The 21,251-nt window shown below is 67.9% G+C and carries 19 protein-coding genes; 9 read left to right on the forward strand and 10 right to left on the reverse strand.

Annotation, left to right across the window (positions count from 1 at the left end; all coding sequences use genetic code 11):
- Positions 1 to 254: 254 nt before the first annotated feature.
- The 3 genes from ASF00_RS03940 to ASF00_RS03950 all read left to right on the forward strand — a co-directional run bounded on the left by ASF00_RS03940 (position 255) and on the right by ASF00_RS03950 (position 2,350).
- The gene (locus ASF00_RS03940; protein ID WP_055874347.1) at positions 255 to 530 is read left to right on the forward strand and encodes a hypothetical protein; all 276 of its coding nucleotides are present in this window, start codon (positions 255 to 257) and stop codon (positions 528 to 530) included.
- A gap of 139 nt (positions 531 to 669) precedes the next feature.
- Complete coding sequence (locus ASF00_RS03945) at positions 670 to 1,251, forward strand: TIGR00730 family Rossman fold protein (RefSeq protein ID WP_055874350.1); 582 nt, start codon at positions 670 to 672, stop codon at positions 1,249 to 1,251.
- A gap of 151 nt (positions 1,252 to 1,402) precedes the next feature.
- On the forward strand, positions 1,403 to 2,350 hold the full coding sequence (locus ASF00_RS03950) for a phytoene/squalene synthase family protein (protein ID WP_055874355.1): 948 nt from the start codon (positions 1,403 to 1,405) through the stop codon (positions 2,348 to 2,350).
- A 138-nt stretch (positions 2,351 to 2,488) separates the two neighbouring features.
- On the opposite strand, the gene ASF00_RS03955 is transcribed toward ASF00_RS03950, so the two are convergent.
- Complete coding sequence (locus tag ASF00_RS03955) at positions 2,489 to 2,719, reverse strand: hypothetical protein (protein WP_055874358.1); 231 nt, start codon at positions 2,717 to 2,719, stop codon at positions 2,489 to 2,491.
- A gap of 121 nt (positions 2,720 to 2,840) precedes the next feature.
- On the opposite strand from ASF00_RS03955, the gene ASF00_RS03960 reads away from it, so the two are divergent.
- Entirely contained in the window at positions 2,841 to 4,670 is a 1,830-nt protein-coding gene (locus tag ASF00_RS03960) for an ABCB family ABC transporter ATP-binding protein/permease (RefSeq protein WP_055874361.1), read from the forward strand.
- Between the two features lie 67 nt (positions 4,671 to 4,737).
- On the opposite strand, the gene ASF00_RS03965 is transcribed toward ASF00_RS03960, so the two are convergent.
- Together ASF00_RS03965 and ASF00_RS03970 are read right to left on the reverse strand one after the other, a co-directional pair.
- Positions 4,738 to 5,811 (reverse strand): type I restriction endonuclease, encoded by a 1,074-nt coding sequence (locus ASF00_RS03965; RefSeq protein ID WP_055874364.1) that lies wholly within the window; start codon positions 5,809 to 5,811, stop codon positions 4,738 to 4,740.
- 97 nt (positions 5,812 to 5,908) lie between these two features.
- Complete coding sequence (locus tag ASF00_RS03970; RefSeq protein WP_055874367.1) at positions 5,909 to 6,883, reverse strand: hypothetical protein; 975 nt, start codon at positions 6,881 to 6,883, stop codon at positions 5,909 to 5,911.
- Between the two features lie 125 nt (positions 6,884 to 7,008).
- Between ASF00_RS03970 and recQ the strand changes: the two genes are divergently transcribed.
- From recQ to ASF00_RS03985, 3 genes are read left to right on the forward strand one after another with little or no spacing between them, the layout of a single operon-like run.
- Positions 7,009 to 8,775 (forward strand): DNA helicase RecQ, encoded by a 1,767-nt coding sequence (recQ, locus tag ASF00_RS03975; RefSeq protein WP_055874370.1) that lies wholly within the window; start codon positions 7,009 to 7,011, stop codon positions 8,773 to 8,775.
- Positions 8,772 to 9,200, forward strand: a complete 429-nt coding sequence (locus ASF00_RS03980; protein WP_055874373.1) for a TIGR01244 family sulfur transferase — start codon at positions 8,772 to 8,774, stop codon at positions 9,198 to 9,200. Before recQ ends, ASF00_RS03980 begins: the two co-directional genes overlap by 4 nt.
- Positions 9,197 to 9,625: a hypothetical protein gene (locus tag ASF00_RS03985; RefSeq protein ID WP_055874376.1), complete on the forward strand. Its 429-nt coding sequence runs from the start codon at positions 9,197 to 9,199 to the stop codon at positions 9,623 to 9,625. Before ASF00_RS03980 ends, ASF00_RS03985 begins: the two co-directional genes overlap by 4 nt.
- A gap of 494 nt (positions 9,626 to 10,119) precedes the next feature.
- On the opposite strand, the gene ASF00_RS03990 is transcribed toward ASF00_RS03985, so the two are convergent.
- The 6 genes from ASF00_RS03990 to ASF00_RS04015 all read right to left on the reverse strand — a co-directional run bounded on the left by ASF00_RS03990 (position 10,120) and on the right by ASF00_RS04015 (position 17,807).
- Positions 10,120 to 11,469 carry an ammonium transporter gene (locus ASF00_RS03990; RefSeq protein ID WP_055875386.1) on the reverse strand — a complete coding sequence of 450 codons (1,350 nt, stop codon included), beginning with the start codon at positions 11,467 to 11,469 and terminating at the stop codon, positions 10,120 to 10,122.
- Positions 11,470 to 11,492: 23 nt separating this feature from the next.
- Positions 11,493 to 11,831 carry a P-II family nitrogen regulator gene (locus ASF00_RS03995; RefSeq protein ID WP_055874379.1) on the reverse strand — a complete coding sequence of 113 codons (339 nt, stop codon included), beginning with the start codon at positions 11,829 to 11,831 and terminating at the stop codon, positions 11,493 to 11,495.
- Between the two features lie 291 nt (positions 11,832 to 12,122).
- A complete protein-coding gene (purH, locus tag ASF00_RS04000; protein WP_055874382.1) occupies positions 12,123 to 13,685 on the reverse strand; it encodes a bifunctional phosphoribosylaminoimidazolecarboxamide formyltransferase/IMP cyclohydrolase in 1,563 nt (520 codons plus the stop codon).
- A 271-nt stretch (positions 13,686 to 13,956) separates the two neighbouring features.
- Complete coding sequence (locus ASF00_RS04005) at positions 13,957 to 15,705, reverse strand: heparinase II/III family protein (RefSeq protein ID WP_235525598.1); 1,749 nt, start codon at positions 15,703 to 15,705, stop codon at positions 13,957 to 13,959.
- Positions 15,702 to 16,358 carry a ribulose-phosphate 3-epimerase gene (rpe, locus tag ASF00_RS04010; protein ID WP_055874385.1) on the reverse strand — a complete coding sequence of 219 codons (657 nt, stop codon included), beginning with the start codon at positions 16,356 to 16,358 and terminating at the stop codon, positions 15,702 to 15,704. Before rpe ends, ASF00_RS04005 begins: the two co-directional genes overlap by 4 nt.
- Positions 16,359 to 16,529: 171 nt before the next feature.
- The gene (locus ASF00_RS04015; RefSeq protein ID WP_055874388.1) at positions 16,530 to 17,807 is read right to left on the reverse strand and encodes an RsmB/NOP family class I SAM-dependent RNA methyltransferase; all 1,278 of its coding nucleotides are present in this window, start codon (positions 17,805 to 17,807) and stop codon (positions 16,530 to 16,532) included.
- 106 nt (positions 17,808 to 17,913) lie between these two features.
- Between ASF00_RS04015 and ASF00_RS17820 the strand changes: the two genes are divergently transcribed.
- Both ASF00_RS17820 and ASF00_RS04020 read left to right on the forward strand, forming a co-directional pair.
- Positions 17,914 to 18,072: a DUF1674 domain-containing protein gene (locus ASF00_RS17820; RefSeq protein ID WP_082445075.1), complete on the forward strand. Its 159-nt coding sequence runs from the start codon at positions 17,914 to 17,916 to the stop codon at positions 18,070 to 18,072.
- 227 nt (positions 18,073 to 18,299) lie between these two features.
- Positions 18,300 to 20,129 carry an AsmA family protein gene (locus ASF00_RS04020; protein ID WP_235525600.1) on the forward strand — a complete coding sequence of 610 codons (1,830 nt, stop codon included), beginning with the start codon at positions 18,300 to 18,302 and terminating at the stop codon, positions 20,127 to 20,129.
- A 134-nt stretch (positions 20,130 to 20,263) separates the two neighbouring features.
- On the opposite strand, the gene ASF00_RS04025 is transcribed toward ASF00_RS04020, so the two are convergent.
- Entirely contained in the window at positions 20,264 to 21,241 is a 978-nt protein-coding gene (locus ASF00_RS04025; protein WP_055874395.1) for an NAD(P)H-dependent glycerol-3-phosphate dehydrogenase, read from the reverse strand.
- Between the last annotated feature and the right edge of the window lie 10 nt (positions 21,242 to 21,251).

Consider the following 21,251-nt stretch of genomic DNA (forward strand, 5'->3'; position numbering starts at 1 on the left):
CCACCCGTCGCGCCGTTGCCGCAACGATAGCGTGCTGCCGAGATCAAGCTTCGACGTGTCGTGCCGGGACGATATGGTCCGGAATGGAAGTTGTTTGAGGACCATCCCCTCCTCACCCGTCACGCACCCCGTCCAGATGCCGCCTGTCTTGTTTTCAGACCGCCGAAACGGATGGGTCATCGATGGTAGCGCGCTGACGATCCCCTACCCTCCCTGTCGAGCGGCCGCTCTGACCACGCAGGAAGGATCACGACATGACGATCAAGGTAAACACGCAGGACTGGAACGCACTGACCGCCAGCGAGCAAAGCGAGATTTCGAGCATTATGAGCGCGCATTTCGACGGCGCGACGATCGAAGCGGCGGACGGCGGCACCGCGATAGCCGACGTCGGCGGCTTTTGCACGATACTCTGCAACGCGGCCGAAGCCGCCGCGACCGCACTGTGCAGCAAATTGTCGGGCACCGCGCAGCAGGTCTGCGTTATCGCCGCGCAAACCGGCGGCGATCTGTGCCGATCGAGATGTTGAGCGACTGACCGTTCGAACCGACCCTGATCGGTCGGTTCGAACACCGCCCTGGCCACCACCCTCGCCACCGCGCCTGCCACGTCGTCGCGCAGGCACCAGCACGCTTGTGGCGCGGGCGTGCATCCCTTAGCGGTGCGCTATGAAACGTCTTGCAGTCTATTGCGGGTCGGCGACGCCGGCTGATCCCCTCTATATCGAAGGCGCGCGCGCGCTGGGTCGGACACTGGCCGAGCGCGGGATAGGCCTCGTCTATGGCGGCGGACGGACCGGGCTGATGGGGGCGATCGCCGATGGCGCGCTCGAGCGCGGCGGCGAGGTGATCGGCGTAATCCCGCAGGCGCTGGTCGATGCCGAGGTCGCGCATCGCGGGCTGACCGAACTCCACGTCGTGCAGGGCATGCATCAGCGCAAACAGATGTTTACCGATCTTGCCGACGGGTTCGTGACGATCCCGGGCGGGACGGGGACGATGGACGAGTTGTGGGAGGCGCTGAGCTGGGCGCAGCTTGGCTATCACGCGGATCCGGTCGGGCTGCTCAACACCGCGGGCTATTACGACCATCTGATCGCGTTCTGGGAGAAGATGGGCGAGGTCGGGTTCCTGCGACCGCAGCACCGCGATCTACTGATCGTCGCGGATACGCTCGACGGGCTACTCGACCGGATGGCGGAGCATGTGCCGACGCAGCCGATCGTGCGGATGAACGCGTCGGATCTGTGAGCGTCTCGAGGTCTCACAATACCCTCCACCACCCCGGCCAAGGCCGGGGCCCAACTGGGGGACATGCGTTGGTGAGCGTTGCGCGTCTTAACTGCGGCCTTTCCGATTGGCTTCCGGCCTTCGCCGGGGTGGTAGAGACTGGCGTGGCAGCATGACCTCCGCCCTCCCCACCCGCGCGGACACCGTTGCGGCGGCCAAGGAGTCCATCGCGAAGGGCTCGAAGAGTTTCGCCGCCGCCAGCCTGTTGTTCGACAAGCCGACGCGCGAGCGGGCGTGGCTGCTCTATGCGTGGTGCCGGCGGTGCGACGATATTGCCGATGGGCAGGATCATGGCCACGGCATGACCGTCGTCGCGGACGCCCCCGCGCGGCTGATCGCCTTGTCCGCGATGACCGAGCAGGCGCTGGCGGGCGAGGTAGTCGGCGAGCCGGCGTTCGATGCGCTGCGGATCTTCGCGGCCGAAACGCGGCTGCCCAAGCGGTTCGCGCGCGATCTCGTCGCCGGTTTTGCGCTCGATGCGGAGGAATGGCGGCCGCGGTCGGAGAACGATCTCTACAAATATTGCTACCACGTCGCGGGCGTCGTCGGGTGCATGATGGCGGTGGCGATGGGCGTCGATCCCGACGACGAGGATACGCTCGACCGCGCGTGCGACCTGGGGATGGCGTTCCAGCTCGCCAACATCGCGCGCGATATCGAGGAGGATGACCGCGTCGGGCGCTGCTATCTGCCTGAAGAGTGGCTGGTCGAGATGGACTTTCCGCCGGGCCAGCACATGAAGCCGCCATTCCGGTCCCGGCTCGCCGTGCTGACGAAGCGGATGGCCGCGCGGGCGGCGGCGTTCGAGGCCAGCGCGCGGCAGGGGACGCCGGCTTTGTCGTTCCGCTCGGCCTGGGCGGTGTTGTCGGCAGCGGGGATCTACGGCGCGATCGGGCGGACGGTGGCGGCACGCCGCGAGCATGCGTGGGATTACCGCGTGACGACGTCGGGGGCACAGAAACTGGGCTTTATCGCCAAGGCGGCACGAGAATCGGCGCGGCGGGACCATCTGTACCCGCGGACGCCGCGCAATCCGGGGCTGTGGACGCGGCCGAGGTAGCTGATCCCCTACCACTGCCCCCATACCCGTTTGGCCTGAGCGGAGTCGAAGGGACGGTGTTCGGGATCTGTGCTTGGAGTTCGCTCAGCACGAGCGGAAGGGGAAACTGCGCCGACCGACTGTCAGCCGAGCGGCGGATCAGCCGCGCGTCTTGACCTTGCCCGTCGTTGCGAACTGCGCGCCTGCGGTGCGACAGTTGGCACCGATCATCGGATAGGGAACGTCGGTGTTCCGCGCGAGCTGGTCGGGCAGCGCCGCACGGCATTGCGCCATCGTTGCATAGCGAGCAGGAATGACGCGTGCCTCGGTGCAGGCCGTGTTGCCGTCACCGCAGCCCATGATGGCCATGACGTAGAACAGCGGTTCCATTTCATTCTCCAGGGGATCGCGGTGGCCGACGCTGGACACGGTAACAAAAGCGACGAAGTGGCAGGATTGTTCCCCCAACTGGTTTCGCCAGGGCTTGACTGCTCCTACATCGCGTCGATCCATGCCACCTGATACTTACACCTCCACCCGCGCGGACCAGCCGCTGCTGCCGACGCTCCGCCGTTTCCTGCCGTTCCTGTGGCCAGCCGGGCAGCCCAAGCTGAAGGCACGGATCGTTGTCGCGATGCTGCTGGTGATCGCGTCGAAGCTGGTCCAGGTGTTCGGCGCGGCGTTCACGCTGAAATATGCGGTCGACGCGATGGCGGGGAACGACCGCGGTGCGCTGACTCTCGTCGTGCTGCTGGTGGTCGGATATGCGGCGTCGCGGTTCGGGACGACGCTGTTCGACAATCTGCGCAACGCGGTGTTCGAGCGTGTCGGGCAGGATGCGTCGCGGCGGCTCGCCGCGCAGGTGTTTCGCCACCTGCATGCGCTGAGCCTTGATTTCCATCTGTCGCGGCGAACGGGCGCGGTGACCAAAGTGGTCGAGCGCGGGACCAAGAGCATCGACACGATGCTATACTTCCTGCTGTTCAACATCGCGCCGACACTATTCGAACTCGTGCTGGTGCTCGGGCTGTTCTGGACCAAGTTCGGCTGGCCGCTGGTGATCGCCACCGTCGTGATGGTCGCCGGCTATATCGCGTTCACGCGGATGGTGACTGACTGGCGCAACGCACTGCGCGCGCGGATGAACGACCTCGATACCGGCGCGGTCGCGCATGCGGTGGATTCGCTGCTGAACTTCGAAACGGTCAAGTATTTCGGCGCGGAGGAGCGCGAGGCGAAACGCTACGACAGCGCGATCACGGCGTATTCGGAAGCTGCGGTGAAGAGCGAGAATTCGCTCGCGTGGCTGAACCTGGGCCAGGCGCTGATCACCAACCTGATGCTCGCGGGCGGCATGGGGTTCGTCGTGTGGCGGTGGAGCCGCGGCGAAGCGTCGGCGGGCGACGTGGTATTCGTGTCGACGTTGCTCGCGCAGCTGTTTCGCCCGCTCGACCTGCTGGGGATGGTGTATCGCACGATCCGCCAAGGCGCGCTCGACATGGCGGCGATGTTCGACCTGATCGATACGCCCGCCTCCGTGATCGATGCGCGGGATGCGCCGGCGTTGACGGTGACCGCGGGGCATGTGCGGTTCGAGAATGTCTCGTTTGGTTATGACGCCGGCCGGCCGATCCTGCGCGACCTCGAACTCGATGTGCCGGCGGGATCGACGCTCGCGGTGGTCGGGCCGTCGGGGGCGGGCAAGTCGACGCTCGCGAGGCTGCTGTACCGGTTCTACGATTTGACGGGCGGGCGGATCACCGTCGACGGGCAGGATATTGCCGAAGTGCGCCAGGCGTCGTTGCGCGCCGCGATCGGGATCGTGCCGCAGGACACGGTGCTGTTCAACGACACGATCGGGTACAACATCGCCTATGGTCGCGAGGGCGCCGAGATGCCCGAAGTCGAGTCGGCGGCGAAGGGTGCGGCGATCGCGGGCTTCATCGAGCGCCAGCCGCTGGGCTACGCGACTCGGGTCGGCGAACGCGGCCTGAAGCTGTCGGGCGGCGAGAAACAGCGCGTGGCGATCGCCCGGACGTTGCTCAAGAACCCGCCGATCCTGATCCTCGACGAGGCGACGTCGGCACTCGACAGCCGCACCGAGGCCGAAATCCTCGACACGCTAGAGGCGATCGAGCGCGGTCGCACCACGATCGTGATCGCGCACCGTTTGTCGACCGTGGTGCATGCCGACCAGATCGTCGTGCTCGAGGCGGGGCGCATCGTCGAGAAGGGCACGCATGGCGAGCTGCTGCGCCGGGAGGGCGTCTATGCGGAGATGTGGAATCGCCAGGCGCAGGAGCGTGCGGGACAGGATGACGGGGCGCTGGCGGCGGAGTAGCTGGGGAATTTAACCTCGCGCGGCCGAGTTTTCTGCTCTGCCAGCGCGAGGAAATGATCGAGCCCGGCTAAGCGGGGATCGCGGGATCGAGTTCGCGCAGGCGCGTCTCGATCGCGTTCGAATATTGATAGATATGCGTGAGATCGGACAGCAGATGGCGCGTCTCGTCCTTCCCCGCGAACATCCCGAGATATTTGGTCGTGATGCCGTTGAAATGCATTCGCGCGATCGTCTTGCGATTATTGTCGTCGAGCAGGATCGCGCAATAGGACTTCGCATCTCGGACGATGACGCGCTTCGGATCAATCAGCCGCGAGGCGATCGCCTGGATGATGTGGAAACCCGAAATTTCCTCCTGCGTCGTGACGATGCCGTCGCCCTCCGACGGGTCGTCATCGGCGCCGACGGGCAGATCCTCGACCGGGCTCGACGCCTTCAACGCCGAGGAAAGCCGCTCGTTGACGAAATCGCGGATCAGCGCGGCAATTGCGGGGGAGAGCAGCTTGGCGAACCCGTCCTTGATCGCGGGTGTCAGCCGGCCGCCGTGCACGCGCTGCGCCATCATCCGGACGAACTCGTCGGAGGGCTCGGCGAACTCCTTTTCCAGTTCAAGACGGATCAGCGACTGCGTCTTGAGGCTGCCCGCCTCTTGGACGATCTTGTCGATGTCGAACGCCGCCTTGGTGAACTTCTCGAGCGTGCGGATGTCGCCAGGCTTGATCGCGTCCATCGTGAAGGTGAAAAACGGCTGGTCGTCCATCTTGTTCGGGCGTTCGATATCCGAATAGAATTGGTAGACGACGCCGTTGGTGAGGACCGCAAGACGGGCATCGGTGACGCTGAAATAGCGGAACAGTTGCCCGGCGTGATTGACGTTAAGTTGCACCGAGGACGGCTTGCACTCGATCAGGATCGAGACCTTACCACCGGCGCAGATCGCATAGTCGACCTTTTCGCCTTTCTTGGTGCCGACATCGGCGCTGAACTCCGGGACGACCTCGGATGGGTTGAACACGTCGTAGCCGAGTGACTGCAGGAACGGCATGACCAGCGCGGTCTTTGCCGCCTCTTCTGTCAGGAGAACCTCGCGGTGCTCGATCGTCCGTTTCTGCAGTTCGGCCAGCCTGATGCTCAGTTCCATGTGCGTCCCCCCGGGTGAACATGGGAGGATGCGGGCGCGCGGGCCGGCGGTCCATGGCCCGCGAGCGACAGACTGGCCGGAACTCGACCGAGTTCGCCTAGCCGCAGGTCAGTCGGACCTGTTTCGCGGGCTGGTCGAACACGATTTCGGAACAGTGGTCGAGCACGTCGGCGCCGAGCGTCAGGCGGTCGTGTTTGGGGTCCCGCTTGCGCTTGGCGGTGACGACGATCTCGTCGGGGTCGGGCGGGGCGGCGTCGGCCTCGCGGATCGACACGGCGCTGCCGACGTCGCTGGTGCGGACGCCGAGCGTTGCGAGCCGCAGCGGACCGACCGCGAGCGGGTCCGCGAGAGTCATCGTGCGAACGGGGCGGGTGATGCCGAAGGCGATCTCGACACGCTCGGCGGTGCCCGTGAGCGTGCCGCGCTGCGCCTCGGCGATCAGCGACGCCGCGTTGGCGGTGACCGTGGTGCGCGGATGATAGGGATCGAAAAGGACGCGGATCGGCTGGCCGCCGATCATGATCTGCGCGAACACGCCCGACAGCCGCCCGAACAGCCCGCCGCCATCGACCATCGGTAGTGCGACCGTCCGTTCGCCTGTGCGGGGTGCGCGCAGCGCGATACGCACGACGGGTTCGGGAAGCGACCCCGGCCCGATGCTGCCATCGCCGACGGTCGCATAGACACGCCCGACCCAGCGACCGTCGGCAGAGCCCTGTTTGGGGCTGGGGAAGCCGACCCGGCGCTTCACGTGGGTTCCACCGAACGTCATCGGCCTGACCGTCGTGGCCTGCATCGCGCCCTGCCCGCCGACCGAATAGCCGAGCTCCATCATGCCGCCCTTCAACGCGAGCCGGTCGGCCGCGGTGGTGGTCATCAGGACCAGCCCGGGCGCGGCCGGATCGACGCGGAGCGTGACCGGCGCGCCGTCGATCGTTGCGGCGATCAGACCACCGACCGGCACGTCGCGCACCGGCGGCGGCGTGTCCGCGGCAAGACCCGCACTGCCGATCGGGACGAGCGCGACCAGCAGGAGCGCCGCGGTGCCCCCACGCAAAACAGAGCCGTTCATGCCTTCTCCCTCAACTGATCGCGGTGGGTGTCGCACATCGCAGCCGTGCCGCAACGCCATTTGCCACGAGTATGAATGTATGCGTGCCCTCGACGCAGCGGCATGCGACGCCTAGATCGGCTAGGATGCTCGACCCCCTTCCCGATCTCCAGCGTATCTTTGGTTTCCCCGAGTTTCGCGGCGTGCAGCGCGACGTCGTCGACCGGGTGCTCGCGGGGCAGCGCACGCTGGCGGTGATGCCGACGGGTGCGGGCAAGTCGCTATGCTATCAGCTACCTGCGACGATGCTGGAGGGGACGTGCGTCGTCGTCTCGCCGCTGATCGCGCTGATGCACGATCAGTTGCGCGCAGCCACCGCGGTCGGAATCAAGGCGGCGACGCTGACCTCGGTCGATACCAATCGCGAGGAGACGATCGCACAGTTCCGCGCGGGCGATCTCGACCTGCTCTACGTCGCGCCCGAGCGGGCCTCGAACGAGAGTTTTCGGAACCTGCTCGGCCAGGCGAAGCTCTCGCTGTTCGCGATCGACGAGGCGCACTGCGTCAGCGAGTGGGGGCATGATTTCCGACCGGACTACCGCCTGCTGCGGCCTCTGCTCGACAGTTTTCCCGACGTGCCGCGGCTCGCGCTGACCGCGACCGCGGACGCCCACACGCGGGCGGATATCCTGGAGCAGCTCGGGATTTCGCAGGACGGCCTGATCGTGTCGGGGTTCGACCGGCCGAACATCCGCTATGCGATTTCGGGGCGCGACAACGTCAACCGGCAGATCGCCGACATCCTCGAGAAGATCCCGGGGCCGGGGATCGTCTATGCGCAGACGCGCGCGGCGACCGAGAAGCTCGCCGAGGCGCTCGGGCGCAGCGGACGGCCGACGCGGGCCTATCATGCCGGGCTCGACCCGCAGGTGCGCGCGAAGAACCAGGCGGATTTCGTCGCGAGCGAGGACATGGTGATCTGCGCCACGGTCGCGTTCGGGATGGGGATCGACAAGCCCGACGTGCGGTTCGTCGCGCATGCCGGGCTGCCGAAATCGATCGAGGCCTATTATCAGGAGACCGGGCGCGCGGGGCGCGACGGCGATCCGGCGATCGCGCATCTGTTCTGGGGTGCCGAGGATTTCGCGCGCGCACGCCAGCGGATCGGCGAGGTCGAGCCCGAGCGGCAGGCGGGCGAACGCCAGCGACTGACTGCGATGGGCGGGCTGGTCGAGACCGCGGGGTGCCGCCGCCGTATCCTGCTCAAGCATTTCGGCGAGGACAGACACGAGGATTGCGGCAATTGCGACAATTGCCTCGGCAATGTCGACGCGGTCGATGCGACCGAGACCGCGCGGAAATTCCTGTCGGCGGTGTTCCGCACGGGGCAGATGTTCGGCGTCGGCTATATCGAGGGGATCCTGACCGGCGTGTCGTCGGAGCGCAGCCTGATGAACGGGCATGAGGCGTTGTCGGTGTACGGGATCGTCGATGGCGACGAGGTGGCGCTGCTGAAGCCCGTGTCGCGCGCGCTGATGCTGAAGGATGCACTGCGCACCAATCCGCACGGTGGCCTCGAGTTCGGGCCCGCGGCCAAGGCGATCCTCAAAGGCGAGGCGGCGGTGTCGATCGTCGTGCCGCCCAAGCGCGAGCGGCGGCGCAAGGGGGCGGTTGGCGCGACCCCGAACCCCGTCGACGATCCGCTGTTCGAGGCGTTGCGCGTGCGGCGGCGCGATCTGGCGAAAGAAGCGGGCGTTCCGCCGTATGTGATCTTCCACGATTCGGTGTTGCGTGACATTGCGCGGCAGCGACCCGGATCGCGCGCCGAGCTCGCCGTGCTGTCGGGCATTGGCGCGCGCAAGCTCGACGCCTATGGAGATGCCTTTCTGGCAGTTATCCGCGAGTCCGCATGATCCGGCACATCAACGAAAGCATTTCGGTCTCCCCGCAGATCGCGGTCGAGCACGTCGCGGAGATCGCCGCGGCGGGGTTCAAGACGATCGTCAACAACCGGCCGGACGACGAGGATGCGGGGCAGCCTGCGGGCGACGCGATCCGTGCGGCGGCGGAGGCGGCGGGGCTGAGCTATGTTGCGATTCCGGTGACGCATGCGGGCTTCTCGCATCCGCAGATCGACGCGATGACGCAGGCGCTGACTGCGGCGGACGGGCCGGTGCTGGCTTATTGCCGGTCGGGGACGCGGAGCTGCAATCTGTGGGCGCTGGCGGCGGCGAAGGCGGGGCGCAACCCGAACCTACTGCTCGCGCAGGCCGAGGACGCAGGCTATGACCTGCGCGGGATTCGCCCGATGCTGGACGCGCTCGCAGGGCCGCGATGAGCCCTGTCGCGATCGGGCCCTATAGCGTGGGGCCCTATGCCATCGCGGGGATCGCGGTCGGCGTCGTGCTGCTCGTTGCAAGTCTCGCCTGGGCGGCGCTGCGGACGCGGCGCGTGGTGAAGATCGAGACGCCGGACGAGGTGGCGGACGCCGCGCAGGCGCATCTGCCGGGCTTTGCGGTCGCGGGTGCGGTGGTCGGCGCCGATGGCCAGGGCGCGCTGGCGATCGCCGACGACGGGCGCGTCGCGGCGGTCAAGCGGATCGGCAACCGCCTGGCGGTGTGCGAGGTCGCGTGGCGGACGGTGCGCGCGACGCACGAGGGGATCCTGGTCGAGACTGGCGACCGCGCGCTCGGCGCGGTGATGCTGACCAAGGTCGACGTGTTGGATATCCGGCGGTTGGCCCCCAAGGGTGTGCGGGTTTGACGAACCTAATGCCCGTTCGTCCTGAGTAGCTGCTGAGCGTGTCGAAGCGGCGTATCGAAGGATAGGTTGGCTCTCGGGGCCTGTGCTTCGATACGAGCCCTCGATACGCGCCTTACGTCGCTACTCGGTCTCTACTCAGCACGAACGGGTGGGGGTTGGGCTAGTCCTATCGGGCCTACATACCACCCCGGCGGAGGCCGGGGTCAAATTGGCGAGGTCGATATAACGAGGGATGATCCGTCGTCATTGCCGTCCCCCAGTTGGGCCCCGGCCTTCGCCGGGGTAGAAAGCATGTACCCCCGTCGCCTTGCTTGGTCCTGAGCGTCCGCCTTCACGGGAGAGGCGCGCCCTGCTCTTCTCGCTGGACTCGGTCGAAGTACTACTTCGACCGACAAAAAATGGCCCGGTGTGTTGCCACACCGAGCCAAGGTTGTCCGCAGGAGGAACGTCGTGGGTGCGGGCTCGGGTGGCCCGCTACCGATTGGTGTTGGCGATCAGTTGTACGCGCGCTCGCCGTGCTCGCCGATGTCGAGACCTTCGGTTTCGACTTCGCGCGAGACGCGCAGGCCGGTCAGCGCCTTGGCGACGTAGATCGCGATGACGGTACCGACAGCCGCCCAGACGATCGTGGTGGCGACCGCCGCGACCTGGACGAAGAGCTGGTGGCCCATGTCGAAATCGGGCTTGCCGGGGCCGCCGAGCGACGGGGCGTAGACGATGCCGGTGCCGATCGCGCCGATCATGCCGCCGATGCCGTGGATGCCGAACGCGTCGAGCGCATCGTCATAGCCGAGCTTCGGCTTGAGGAAGGTCACCGCGTAATAGCAGACCACCGAGGCGACCGCGCCGAGGATGATCGCGCCGAACGGGCCCGAATTGCCCGCCGCCGGCGTGACCGCGACGAGCCCCGCGATGATCCCCGAGCAGAACCCGAGCGCCGACCCCTTGTGGCCGTTGACGCGCTCGATCAGCATCCAGGCGAGCCCGGCCGATGCGGTGGCGACGAAGGTGTTGAGCATCGCAAGACCCGCAGACCCGTTCGCCTCGAGCGCCGAGCCGGCGTTGAAGCCGAACCAGCCGACCCAGAGCAGCCCGGTGCCGATGCCGGTCATCGTCAGCGAGTGCGGCGCCATGCGCTCGGCGGGGTAGCCAATCCGCTTGCCGAGAATCAGCGCGGCCACCAGCGCCGAGACGCCCGCGTTGACGTGCACCACGGTGCCGCCGGCGAAATCGAGCGCGCCCATCTTGAAGAACTTGCCGCCCGATGCCCACACCATGTGCGCGACCGGGAAGTAGACGATCGTCAGCCATACGATGGCGAACACCATGACGGCCGAGAACTTCATACGTTCGACGACCGAGCCGAGCACGAGCGCGATGGTGATCGCAGCGAACGTCATCTGGAAGCAGATGAAGACATACTCGGGGATCGCGACGCCCGCGGTGAAGGTCGCCGCGGTCGAGTCGGGCGTGATGCCGCGGAGCAGCGCCTTGCCGAAGCCCGAGATATACTCGCCGCCGCCGTCGCCGAACGCCATCGTATAGCCGTACATGACCCACAGCAGCATCGCGAGACACGCGACCGCGCCGATCTGAGTCATCGTCGACAGCATGTTCTTGGCACGGGTGAGGCCGCCGTAGAACAGCGCGAGGCCGGGGACGATCATCATCAACACCAGCAGCGTCGACGTCATCATCCAGGCGGTGTCGCCCTTGTTCACCGTTGCCACCACGGGTGCGACCACGGGCGCCACGGCGGGTGCGGCGACGTCCTGCGCCCAGGCGGGGGCGGCGGCGATCATCGCGGCACCGAACCCGAGGACCGCGGAAGCGGCCGTCTTCATGTCATGCTTCATCTCGTCCCCCCTCAGAGCGCTGAATCGTCGGTTTCGCCGGTGCGGATGCGCACCGCCTGCGCCACGTCGAGCACGAAGATCTTGCCGTCGCCGATCGCGCCGGTGTTCGCCGAGGCCTGGATCGCCTCGACCACGCGGTCGGACAGGCTGGCGGCGCAGACCACCTCGATCTTGATCTTGGGCACCATGTTGGTGCTGTATTCGGCCCCCCGATAGATCTCGGTCTGGCCCTTCTGACGGCCGAACCCCTTGACCTCGGTGACCGTCATGCCCGCCACGCCGATCGTGGTGAGCGCTTCGCGCACCTCGTCGAGCTTGAACGGCTTGATGATGGCAATGACGAGTTTCATCGCGCCCCTTCCCCTTGTTACGGAAGGTGCCTCGCAATGTGCGTGCCAGTTGTCCCGTCGAGAGGGCGAGGCGTGCGCGGCGGGCGGGCAGCGGAGAGGTTGCGGTTAAAACTTGTGCACTGCGGTGGCGGTGCCTGTTTTATGGGCAGCCTCGCCGGCGCGCCATTCCCGCGAAGGCGGGAACCAATATTGGCGAGCTTCCGCGGTGAAAACTGGCCCTTGCCAATATGGGTCCCCGCCTCCGCGCGGAAGACGATATGGGGATGACGGTTGGTATCGCGCGTTTCGACCTCAGTGGCGGAAGTGGCGCATGCCGGTGAAGACCATTGCGAGGCCCGCCTCGTCCGCCGCGGCGATCACGTCGGCATCGCGGATCGAGCCGCCGGGCTGGATCACCGCCGTGGCGCCTGCCTCGACCGCGGCGAGCAGGCCGTCGGCGAACGGGAAGAACGCGTCGGAGGCGACCGCCGAGCCGATCGTGCGCGGCGTGCCCCAACCGGCCTTGTCCGCGGCGTCCTTCGCCTTCCAAGCCGCGATGCGTGCGGATTCAAGGCGGTTCATCTGGCCCGCGCCGATCCCGGCGGTGCTGCCGTCCTTGGCGTAGACGATCGCGTTCGACTTGGTGTGCTTGGCGACGGTCCAGGCGAAGCGGCAGTCGATCAGTTCCTGCTCGGTCGGCTGGCGTTTGGTGACGACGGTGAGTTCTCCCGGCGTGCCGTTGTCGCGGCCCTGGACGAGCCAGCCGCCGGCGATCGACTTTGCCGTCAGACCCGCACGGGCCGGATCGGGGAGCTCGCCGGTGAGCAACAGGCGGAGGTTCTTCTTGGCGGCGAACAGCGCGATCGCGTCCTCGTCGGCATCGGGGGCGACGACGACTTCGGTGAAGATGCCGGTGATCGCGCGTGCGGTCTCCGCGTCGAGCGTGCGGTTGACGGCGATGATGCCTCCGAATGCCGACACGGTGTCGCAGGCGAAGGCGGCGGCATAGGCCTCGGGGAGCGTCGACGCGGTGGCGACGCCGCAGGGGTTGGCGTGCTTGACGATGACGACCGAGGGGTCGGCGTCGCGGAACTCGGCGATGAGTTCGAGCGCGGCGTCGGCGTCGTTGAGGTTGTTGTAGCTCAGCGCCTTGCCCTGGAGCTGGCGGGCATGGCCGATGCCGCGGACGCTGCCCGTCGCCGTATAGAAGGCGGCAGACTGGTGCGGGTTCTCGCCGTAGCGCAGCGTGTCGCCGCGCTTGAGCGTGATCGGCAAGGTGGCGGGGAATTCCTCGGCCTGGTCGACGGTGCCGAACCACGTCGCGATCGCCGAATCATAGGCGGCGGTGGTGGCGAAGGCCTTGGCGGCGAGTTTCTTGCGGTCGTCGAGCGTGGTGGTGCCCCCCGAGACGAGCGCATAGTCGGCGGGGTCGGTGACGGTCGCGACATAGGCGTGGTTCTTGGCGGCCGAGCGGACCATGCTGGGGCCGCCGATGTCGATATTCTCGATCACGGTGTCGCGGTCGGCGCCCTTCGCGACGGTGGCTTCGAACGGGTAGAGATTGACGATCACGAGGTCGATCGCGCCGATCTGGTGCTCGGCCATCGAGGCGGCGTGGCCGGCGTCGTCGCGGACCGCGAGGAGGCCGCCATGCACCATCGGGTGGAGCGTCTTGACGCGGCCGTCCATCATCTCGGGGAAGCCGGTGAGTTCAGACACATCGCGCACGGTGAGACCCGCGGCACGCAGCGCGGTGGCGGTGCCGCCGGTGGAGACGAGTTCGACGCCGTGGCTCGCGAGCGCGGTGCCGAGATCGACGATCCCGGTCTTGTCGGAGACGGACAGGAGCGCGCGCTTGATCGGGATGCTGGTCATGGGAGTCTTTCGTGGAGTCGCCGTGCGGCGGGCCTTAGCGTCGGTTGACGTTGGGGAACAGGGGGGGCGGCGTCTCAGTCGCGCGCCCCAACGCACGGATAGCACCTCCCCCGCGGAGGCCGGGGTCCAGTTGGAAAGGTCGCAGTGACGACGCGCCGTCCTTCGTTAGCGCCGCCTTTCATTAGCAACGTCCCCCAACTGGGCCCCGGCCTCCGCCGGGGAGGTGGACTTGTGACGTTCGGTCGGTGGCCATCGGCCGACCTAGAGAGCCTCAGGCCTTCTTCAGCGCCCAACTCACGCTCGCGCCACCGGCTGCGGCTTCGCCGGTGATCATCAGCTGTTGCGTCGCCACCGGGCGGCCGTCGGCGTCGACCCAGACGCTGTCCTCGACCACCAGCGCGCCGCCGCGGCAGCGGAATTGCCAGAGGGACCCGCCGGGAAGGCGAAGGATCGCGCCGAGGCCGTCGGCGGTGGGGGAGACCTGGATGCCTTCGCCGAGATGGAAGCGGATCGCGAACAGCGACAGGCCGACGCGGCGTTTGCGCCCTTGCGGCAACAGCGCGTCCTCGCCGCGCAGTTCGCGGCCGTCGCCGGTCAGCATCAGCTGGCGACGGTGGAGGAACCCCCAGCGGCGGACATAGCCGTCATGGCTCGCCTCGATCCGGCTCGCGGCCTCCGATTCCTGGCGGCTGAGCTCGACTTCGCCGACGCCGCGGCCAAGCGTGCCGTCGGTCAGGATCGCGGTCGAGTTGCTGTCAGCGATCGTCAGCGTCGAATGCGCCGCGGTCGAGCGCAGCCCCTCGACCATCGCCGCGGGCAGCTGCGCGATCCCGGCCCGCGCGCCGCCGCAGTTGACGACGATCCGTGCCGGGCCGTCGGAGAATTCGAACGCCAGCGTCGACGCGCAGCCGCCCTCGACGAGCCGCGCGATCGGCGGCGGTGCCGCGTCGACGATCAGCACCGCGGTGCCGGCCGCGAGGCGTTGATAGCCCCAGTCGCGCGCCTGGCGGAGCGGACGCGTGCGCACGCCGCTCGCCTCGATCACCGCGGCGACCTGCGTTTCGCTCGACGGACCGCCGCCCTGCCAGCTCGACAACCCACGATCGGCGTGCGCGACACCGAGCAGGGCTGCGACCATCCGGGTGAGCGTGACCGCGACCGTCTCGGGCAATTCGGCACCGCGCGCGGCGTAGCTCTCCTGGAGCAACGTTAGCAGCTGGATCGAATCGAGCAGCATCGCCGGGCTGCGCGAGACCGAGCCGCCGTCGTCGAACAGACCGGTCCCGAGCGCGCGGAGCAGCCCGGCCTCCCCGAACGCCTGGCGGGGTTCGCCGCCGGGGATCAGGAGGCCGGCCGCGACGACCCCGCACCACGCGGCGATGCGCGGCGCGCCCGCGGGGGCCTTGTCGGCATTGCGATCGAGGTGGAGCGCGCCCTTGGCGAGCGCGTTGAGCACCTTCGAGCGGTAGATCTGGTCGGACGACGACAGGATCAGCGGCGCGTGCGCGGTCCAGGCGAGGATCCGCCGCCCCCACATGTCCGGGCGCCACGCGATCCCGCCCTGCGTGTCAGCGTGCGCGGTCAGCCAGAGGCCCATGAGATATTCGGCGATCGGCGCGCCCCGCGAGCGGGTTGCGACGGTCGACAGGTCGCGCAGCCACGCGAAACTCTGCAGATACTCGGCAAAGGGTTTGGGGAGCGGCTTGGCGAGATCGAGCGTCTCGATATCGCGCGCTTCGCCGCGGAACGAGAGCACGCCCTCCAGCAGCATCGTGCCGCGCGGGATGTCGCCGAGGATGGGGTCGTCGGGGACCGCGATCAGCTTGAGCGGGTAGCGCCCCTTGAGCCGCAGCGTGTGCAGCGGGGTGCGCCACGTCAGCCGGTGGAAGCGCTCCGCGAGGCGGTCGGCGAGCGACAGCCCCTTGTCGCCGCCAAGACGGATCAGGCGACGGCCTTCGTCGATCCCGTCGGGCGCCGACTCGGTCACGACATCGCGCGTCAGATCATGCGGTTCGTTCACCCCCGCAACGCGGCGATGTTGGCAGCATAATGATCGGGGCCGCCGCGGAAGACCGAGGTGCCCGCGACGAGCGCGTCGGCGCCCGCCTCGATACAGCGCTTGGCCCATTCGGCATCGACGCCGCCGTCGACCTCGAGATCGATCGCGCGACCGCTCTTTTCGATCATAGTGCGGATCGCGGAGATCTTCTTGAGCTGGCTCGGAATGAAGCTCTGGCCGCCAAAGCCGGGGTTGACGCTCATCACCAGCACGAGGTCGACCATGTCCATGAGGTAGTCGAGCATCTTGGCGGGCGTGCCGGGGCAGATCACGATTCCGGCGCGCTTACCGAGCGACTTGATGTGCTGGAGCGAGCGGTGGATGTGCGGCCCCGCTTCGTAATGCACCGTAATGCAGTCGGCACCCGCCTCCGCGAACGCGTCGAGATAGGCGTCGACGGGCGAGATCATCAGGTGGACGTCGAACGGCTTGGTGGTGACGCCGCGGACCGACTTCATGACCGCGGGACCGAACGAGATGTTGGGGACGAAATGGCCGTCCATCACGTCGATATGGATCCAGTCGGCACCGGCCTTGTCGATGGCGCGGACTTCCTCACCGAGCTTCGAAAAGTCGGCGGAGAGGATCGAGGGGGCGATGCGGACGGGTTGCATGACTGTGTCCTAGCGCGGGATTCGGTTGGTGCGAAGGCCTTCTATCCTCCCCCGCCAGGGGGAGGTGGCACCGCAGGTGACGGAGGGGGGCGGAAACGGAACAGCGGTTGCCCTGTCCTCCCCCTCCGTCTGGCAAGTGCCAGCCACCTCCCCCTGGCGGGGGAGGTTCTGTCAGGCGCGCTTCAGGCGGGCGATGAAGAAGCCGTCGCAGCCACCTTGCTCGGCGAGCATGCCGGGGAGGGTGCGGACGGTGCCGGCTTCGGTCGGGGTGATGCCGGCGGGGAGTTCGGACTGGTCGACCGGCGCGATCGTGTAGTCGCTGCGCGCCGCGAGGAACGCATCGAGTTGCGCTTCGCCTTCCGACGGCTCGAGCGAACAGGTGGCGTAGACGAGCGTGCCGCCGGGCTTCACCCAGTCCGCCGCGCGGGCGAGGATGCGCGCCTGCAACGCCGCGGTCTCGGCAATGATCGAGGGGCGGACGCGGTGGAGCACGTCGGGGTGACGGCGGAAAATGCCGGTCGCGCTGCACGGCGCGTCGATCAGGATCGCGTCGGCGGGCTCGGTCGGCGCCCATTCGAGAATGTCCGCGTTGACGACTTCCGACTTCAGATGCGTGCGATACAGGTTCTCGCGAAGGCGCTTGATCCGGCTCTGCGAATTGTCGACCGAGGTGACGGTCCAGCCTGCTGCGGCGAGTTGCAGCGTCTTGCCGCCAGGCGCGGCGCACAGATCGAGGACATGGCCCTCGCCCTTCCCCAGCAAGCGTGCGGGCAGCGAGGCGGCGATGTCCTGCACCCACCACGCGCCGTCGCCGAACCCGGCCATGTCGGGGACCGAGTCATGGTCGCCGAGACGGAGGTGGCCAGGCATGAAGCTCTCGCCGCCGAGCTTCTCGCGCCAGCCTTCGGTTTCGGCGGGGTCGGCGATCGTCAGGTCGAGCGGCGGCGGTGCGGCGATCGCGCGGCCGGCGGAGTCAACCATCTCCTCGCCCCAGGCGGCTTCCCAGCGCAGTTCGACCGGCGCGGGCAACGTCGGGACTTCGGGGAGCAGCATGTTGGCGCGGAACAGCGTCCCGAACACGCCGTGGACGAGTTTGCGCGGGCCGCCGTCGACCAGCGGCAGCACGGTCGAGATCGCGGCGTGCGACGGCGTGCCGAGGATCAGCACCTGGACGAGCGCTATGCGCAGCGCCATCCGCGCCTTCGCATCGTCGGGCAAATTGGTCTTGGTGACCGAATCGATCATCGCGTCGAGATCGGGGAGGCGGCGCAGCGTCTCGGCGGCGATCGCATGCGCGAGGCCGCGATCGGGGCCGTGGATCGCGCGCGTGGCGGCGGGCAGCGCGGATTCGAGCGACTCGCCGCGGCGGAGCACGGCGTCGAGCAGGCGGAGTGCTGCACGGCGGGTGGGGACGCCGAGCGGCTCGGGGGCGTGGGTGTAGTCGGGCATGTGAAGGTCCTTCGCGTTCGGTTTGCCGCGTGGCACTTGTGGCAAAACGACGCGGCGCGCCCCATGTGGCGGTTACGACGCCAACACGCAAATCCGGAGAGCCGCGATGGGCCAGCGCCCCGATCATGTGAAGCCACCCGAATATCTCGCGAAAACAACGCCGGTCCCGAAGCCCGAGCCGATCGTGCCCGACAAGGATCCCGAGCCGCGCGATCCCACGCGCTATGGCGACTGGGAGCTGAAGGGCATGGCGATCGATTTCTGAGGAGCGGCTCGGTTACTCCCCCCTCCTCCCCAGCGGAGGCCGCGGTCCAATAGGATAGGTCATCGTACCGTAGCGCGGCCTTCGTTAGCGACGTTTCCCAATTGGGCCCCGGCCTTCGCCGGGGTGGTATGTGGGGCTAAATCTACGGCAGCGGTCCTGACGCAGGCGGAACGAATGGCCGATCGGCGCGTCGCGGTGAGATGAGGGGATTCTTCGCAAAACGCTGGGTGAAAATCACCGGCATCGTCGTCGCGGGGGTGCTCGTGCTGGGGCTGGTGGGGTTGGCCGCCTTCCCCTGGGGGTCGCTGAAGGGCGTGATCCAGCGACAGCTCACCGCGCGGTTCGGGCGGCCGGTGACGATCGGCGGGATCGAACGCGTCGATGCGTTCGGGTTCAACCCGACGATCCGCATCACCGATGTGCGAATCCCGCAAGCCGACTGGGCAGGCAAGGGCGATTTCGTGCGGCTGCGCGAGGCCGAGGCGACGTTCTCGGGGCTCGCGCTGCTCAAAGGTGCGTTCAGGCCGCGCGACGTGAAGGCACGCGGGCTACGGGTCGTGCTGGTGCGCGACAAGCATGGTCGGACCAATTGGGAGCGGCCCGGCAAGCCCAAGAGCGGCGGGAGTTCGACCGATCTCGACGCGCTGACGATCAGCGACAGCGTCATCGAATATCGCGACGACAAGCAAGACCGTTTCGTCACGGCGCACTTCGTATCGGATCCGGTCCACGGGATCCGCGCGACCGGCAGCGGCACGATCCGCGGCGCGGCCGTCCGGATCGCGGTCGCGGGGCCTTCGGTCGCAAAATTCCAAGGCAAGCCTTGGCCGTTCACCGCATCGATCGATGGCGATGCGCTGTCGATCACCACCAAGGGGCTGATGGACCGGCCGCTTGATACCGACGCGATGAGCCTCGACGTGACCGCGCGCGCGACCGATCTGAAGCTGATCGACGCGGTGATCGAGGCGGGGTTGTTCCGGACGCAGCCCGTATCGTTCAGCGCGCATGTCCGTCACGACCAGCCGAAATGGACGGTGACGCAGTTGAAGGGCGTGGTCGGGCGCTCGGATTTCACCGGCCACGTCACGGTCGACAAGCAGGCGGGCCGCAGCAAGGTCGACGGCGACATCGTCTCGCGGCAGTTCGACTTCGGCGATCTGGCGTCGGACGAGGGCAAGGCGAAGGGCGCCGCGCTGGAGCGCGCGATCGGGCCTCGGCTGGTGCCCAACACGCGGATCGATATCGGCAAGATTGACACGACCGATGCGCGGATGGGGTTCCGGATCGCCCGGATCGTCAGCGGCAAGGGCGCGTCGCCGATCCTGTCCGCCAGAGGCGTGCTGGCGATCGACCATCAGCTGCTGACGATGAGCGATCTGGTCGCGCGGCTGCCGCATGGCAACGTCACGGGACGCGTGACCGTCGACCAGCGCGGCGACCGCAAGGTGCCGAGCGTCGATATCGACCTCAGGCTGCGCGGCAGCAGCGTGCAGGATATCGCGGGCGGCGGCGGCGATTTCAGCGGCAACGTCAGCGCGCGCGTGCGGCTGAAGGGGTCGGGCGAGACGATCCGCGCGGCGGTCGGGCGGTCGAACGGTACGATCGGGTTCGTCGCGCGCGACGGGCATTTGCCGCAGGGGATCGCGGCGGCGCTGGGCTTCGATGCGGCGCGCGCGTTGCTGGCCAAGGATGGCGAGCGCGCGGGTCTGCGCTGCGTCGTGCTCAAGCTCGACGTGACGCGTGGACGCGGGCGGGTCGATCCGATGATCATCGACACGACCGCCAGCCAGTTGCGCGGCCAGGGGAGCGTGGTGTTTCCCGGCGAGACACTCGACATCCGGCTGACCGGCACGCCAAAACAGCATGCGCTGCTGCGGTTGCCGGGGTCGGCCTACATGACGGGGACAATCGAGCGGCCGCATGTTACGATTCCCCCCGAGGTGAAGTCGGTCGGAAACATCTTCAAGGCGATTGGCCGCGCGATCACGGGGAAGCAGGGGCCGGTCGCGGGGGACGCGGATTGCTCCGGGCTGGCAGCGCGGGTGCTGCGGTGACCCTCGATCCTCCCCCGCAAGGGGGAGATGGCTGGCACTTGCAAGACGGAGGGGGCGGTAAGTGACACGTCGGTTCCGTGTCTTCCCCCTCCGTCGCTTCGCGCCGCCTCCCCCTGGCGGGGGAGGATCTTAGGTCAGCCCGCCTCGCCCTTGAGCGGCCGCGCGAGCAGGTCGCCGATCACGTCGCTGACGGGCGCGCCTTCCAGCAGGCGGCAGACGGCCTCGGTGATCGGCATGTCGACGCGCGCGTCGCGGGCGGCTTCGCGGAGGACGGGGGCAGTGAAGGCGCCTTCTGCGACGGTGCGGCGGTCGGCGAGCAAGGTCGCCGCGGAGTCGCCACGGCCGAGGCCGACGCCGAGCGAGAAGTTGCGTGAGCTGGTCGATGAGCAGGTGAGGACGAGGTCACCCAATCCTGAGAGACCGGCGAGCGTTTCCGCGCGCGCGCCGCGGGCGAGGCCGAACCGGGTCATCTCGGCGAACCCGCGCGCGATCAGAGCGGCGCGTGCGTTCTGGCCGAGGCCTGCGCCCTCGACCACGCCGCAACCGATCGCAAGGACGTTCTTCACCGCGCCGCCGATCTCCGCCCCCGCGACGTCGGTCGAGACGTAGGTGCGGAAATGACGCGCGGCGAGACGCGTCGCGAGCCGCTCGCCAAGGTCGGCATCCTCGCACGCCAGTGTGACCGCGGTGGGCAATCCTGCGGCGACTTCGTGCGCGAAGGTCGGGCCCGAGAGAACGGCGATCGGTGCATCCGGGTGAACCGCGCGCGCGACTTCGCCGACGAGCCGCTTGCTGCCCGCCTCGATGCCCTTGGCGCACAGCACGAGCGGGATGCGGCCGACCGGCGCGGCGGCGAGGACGCTGCCGACATGCTGTGCCGGCGCGACGACGAGGATCGCGTCCATGTCGGCGAGCGCGGCGAGGTCGGCGGTCGCGCGAATCGTCGGCGAGAGCGCGACACCGGCCAGGAACAGTGCGTTCTCGTGGGTCGCGTTGATCGAGTCGACGACGGCGGGTTCGCGCGCCCACAGGATCACGTCGCGGCCTTCGTGCGCTGCGACCTGCGCGAGCGCGGTGCCCCAGGCGCCGCCGCCGATGACCCCGATCTTCATAGCAGAGGCC

Origin of the sequence: Sphingomonas sp. Leaf34, from assembly GCF_001421805.1 — a bacterium.
GTDB lineage: Bacteria > Pseudomonadota > Alphaproteobacteria > Sphingomonadales > Sphingomonadaceae > Sphingomonas.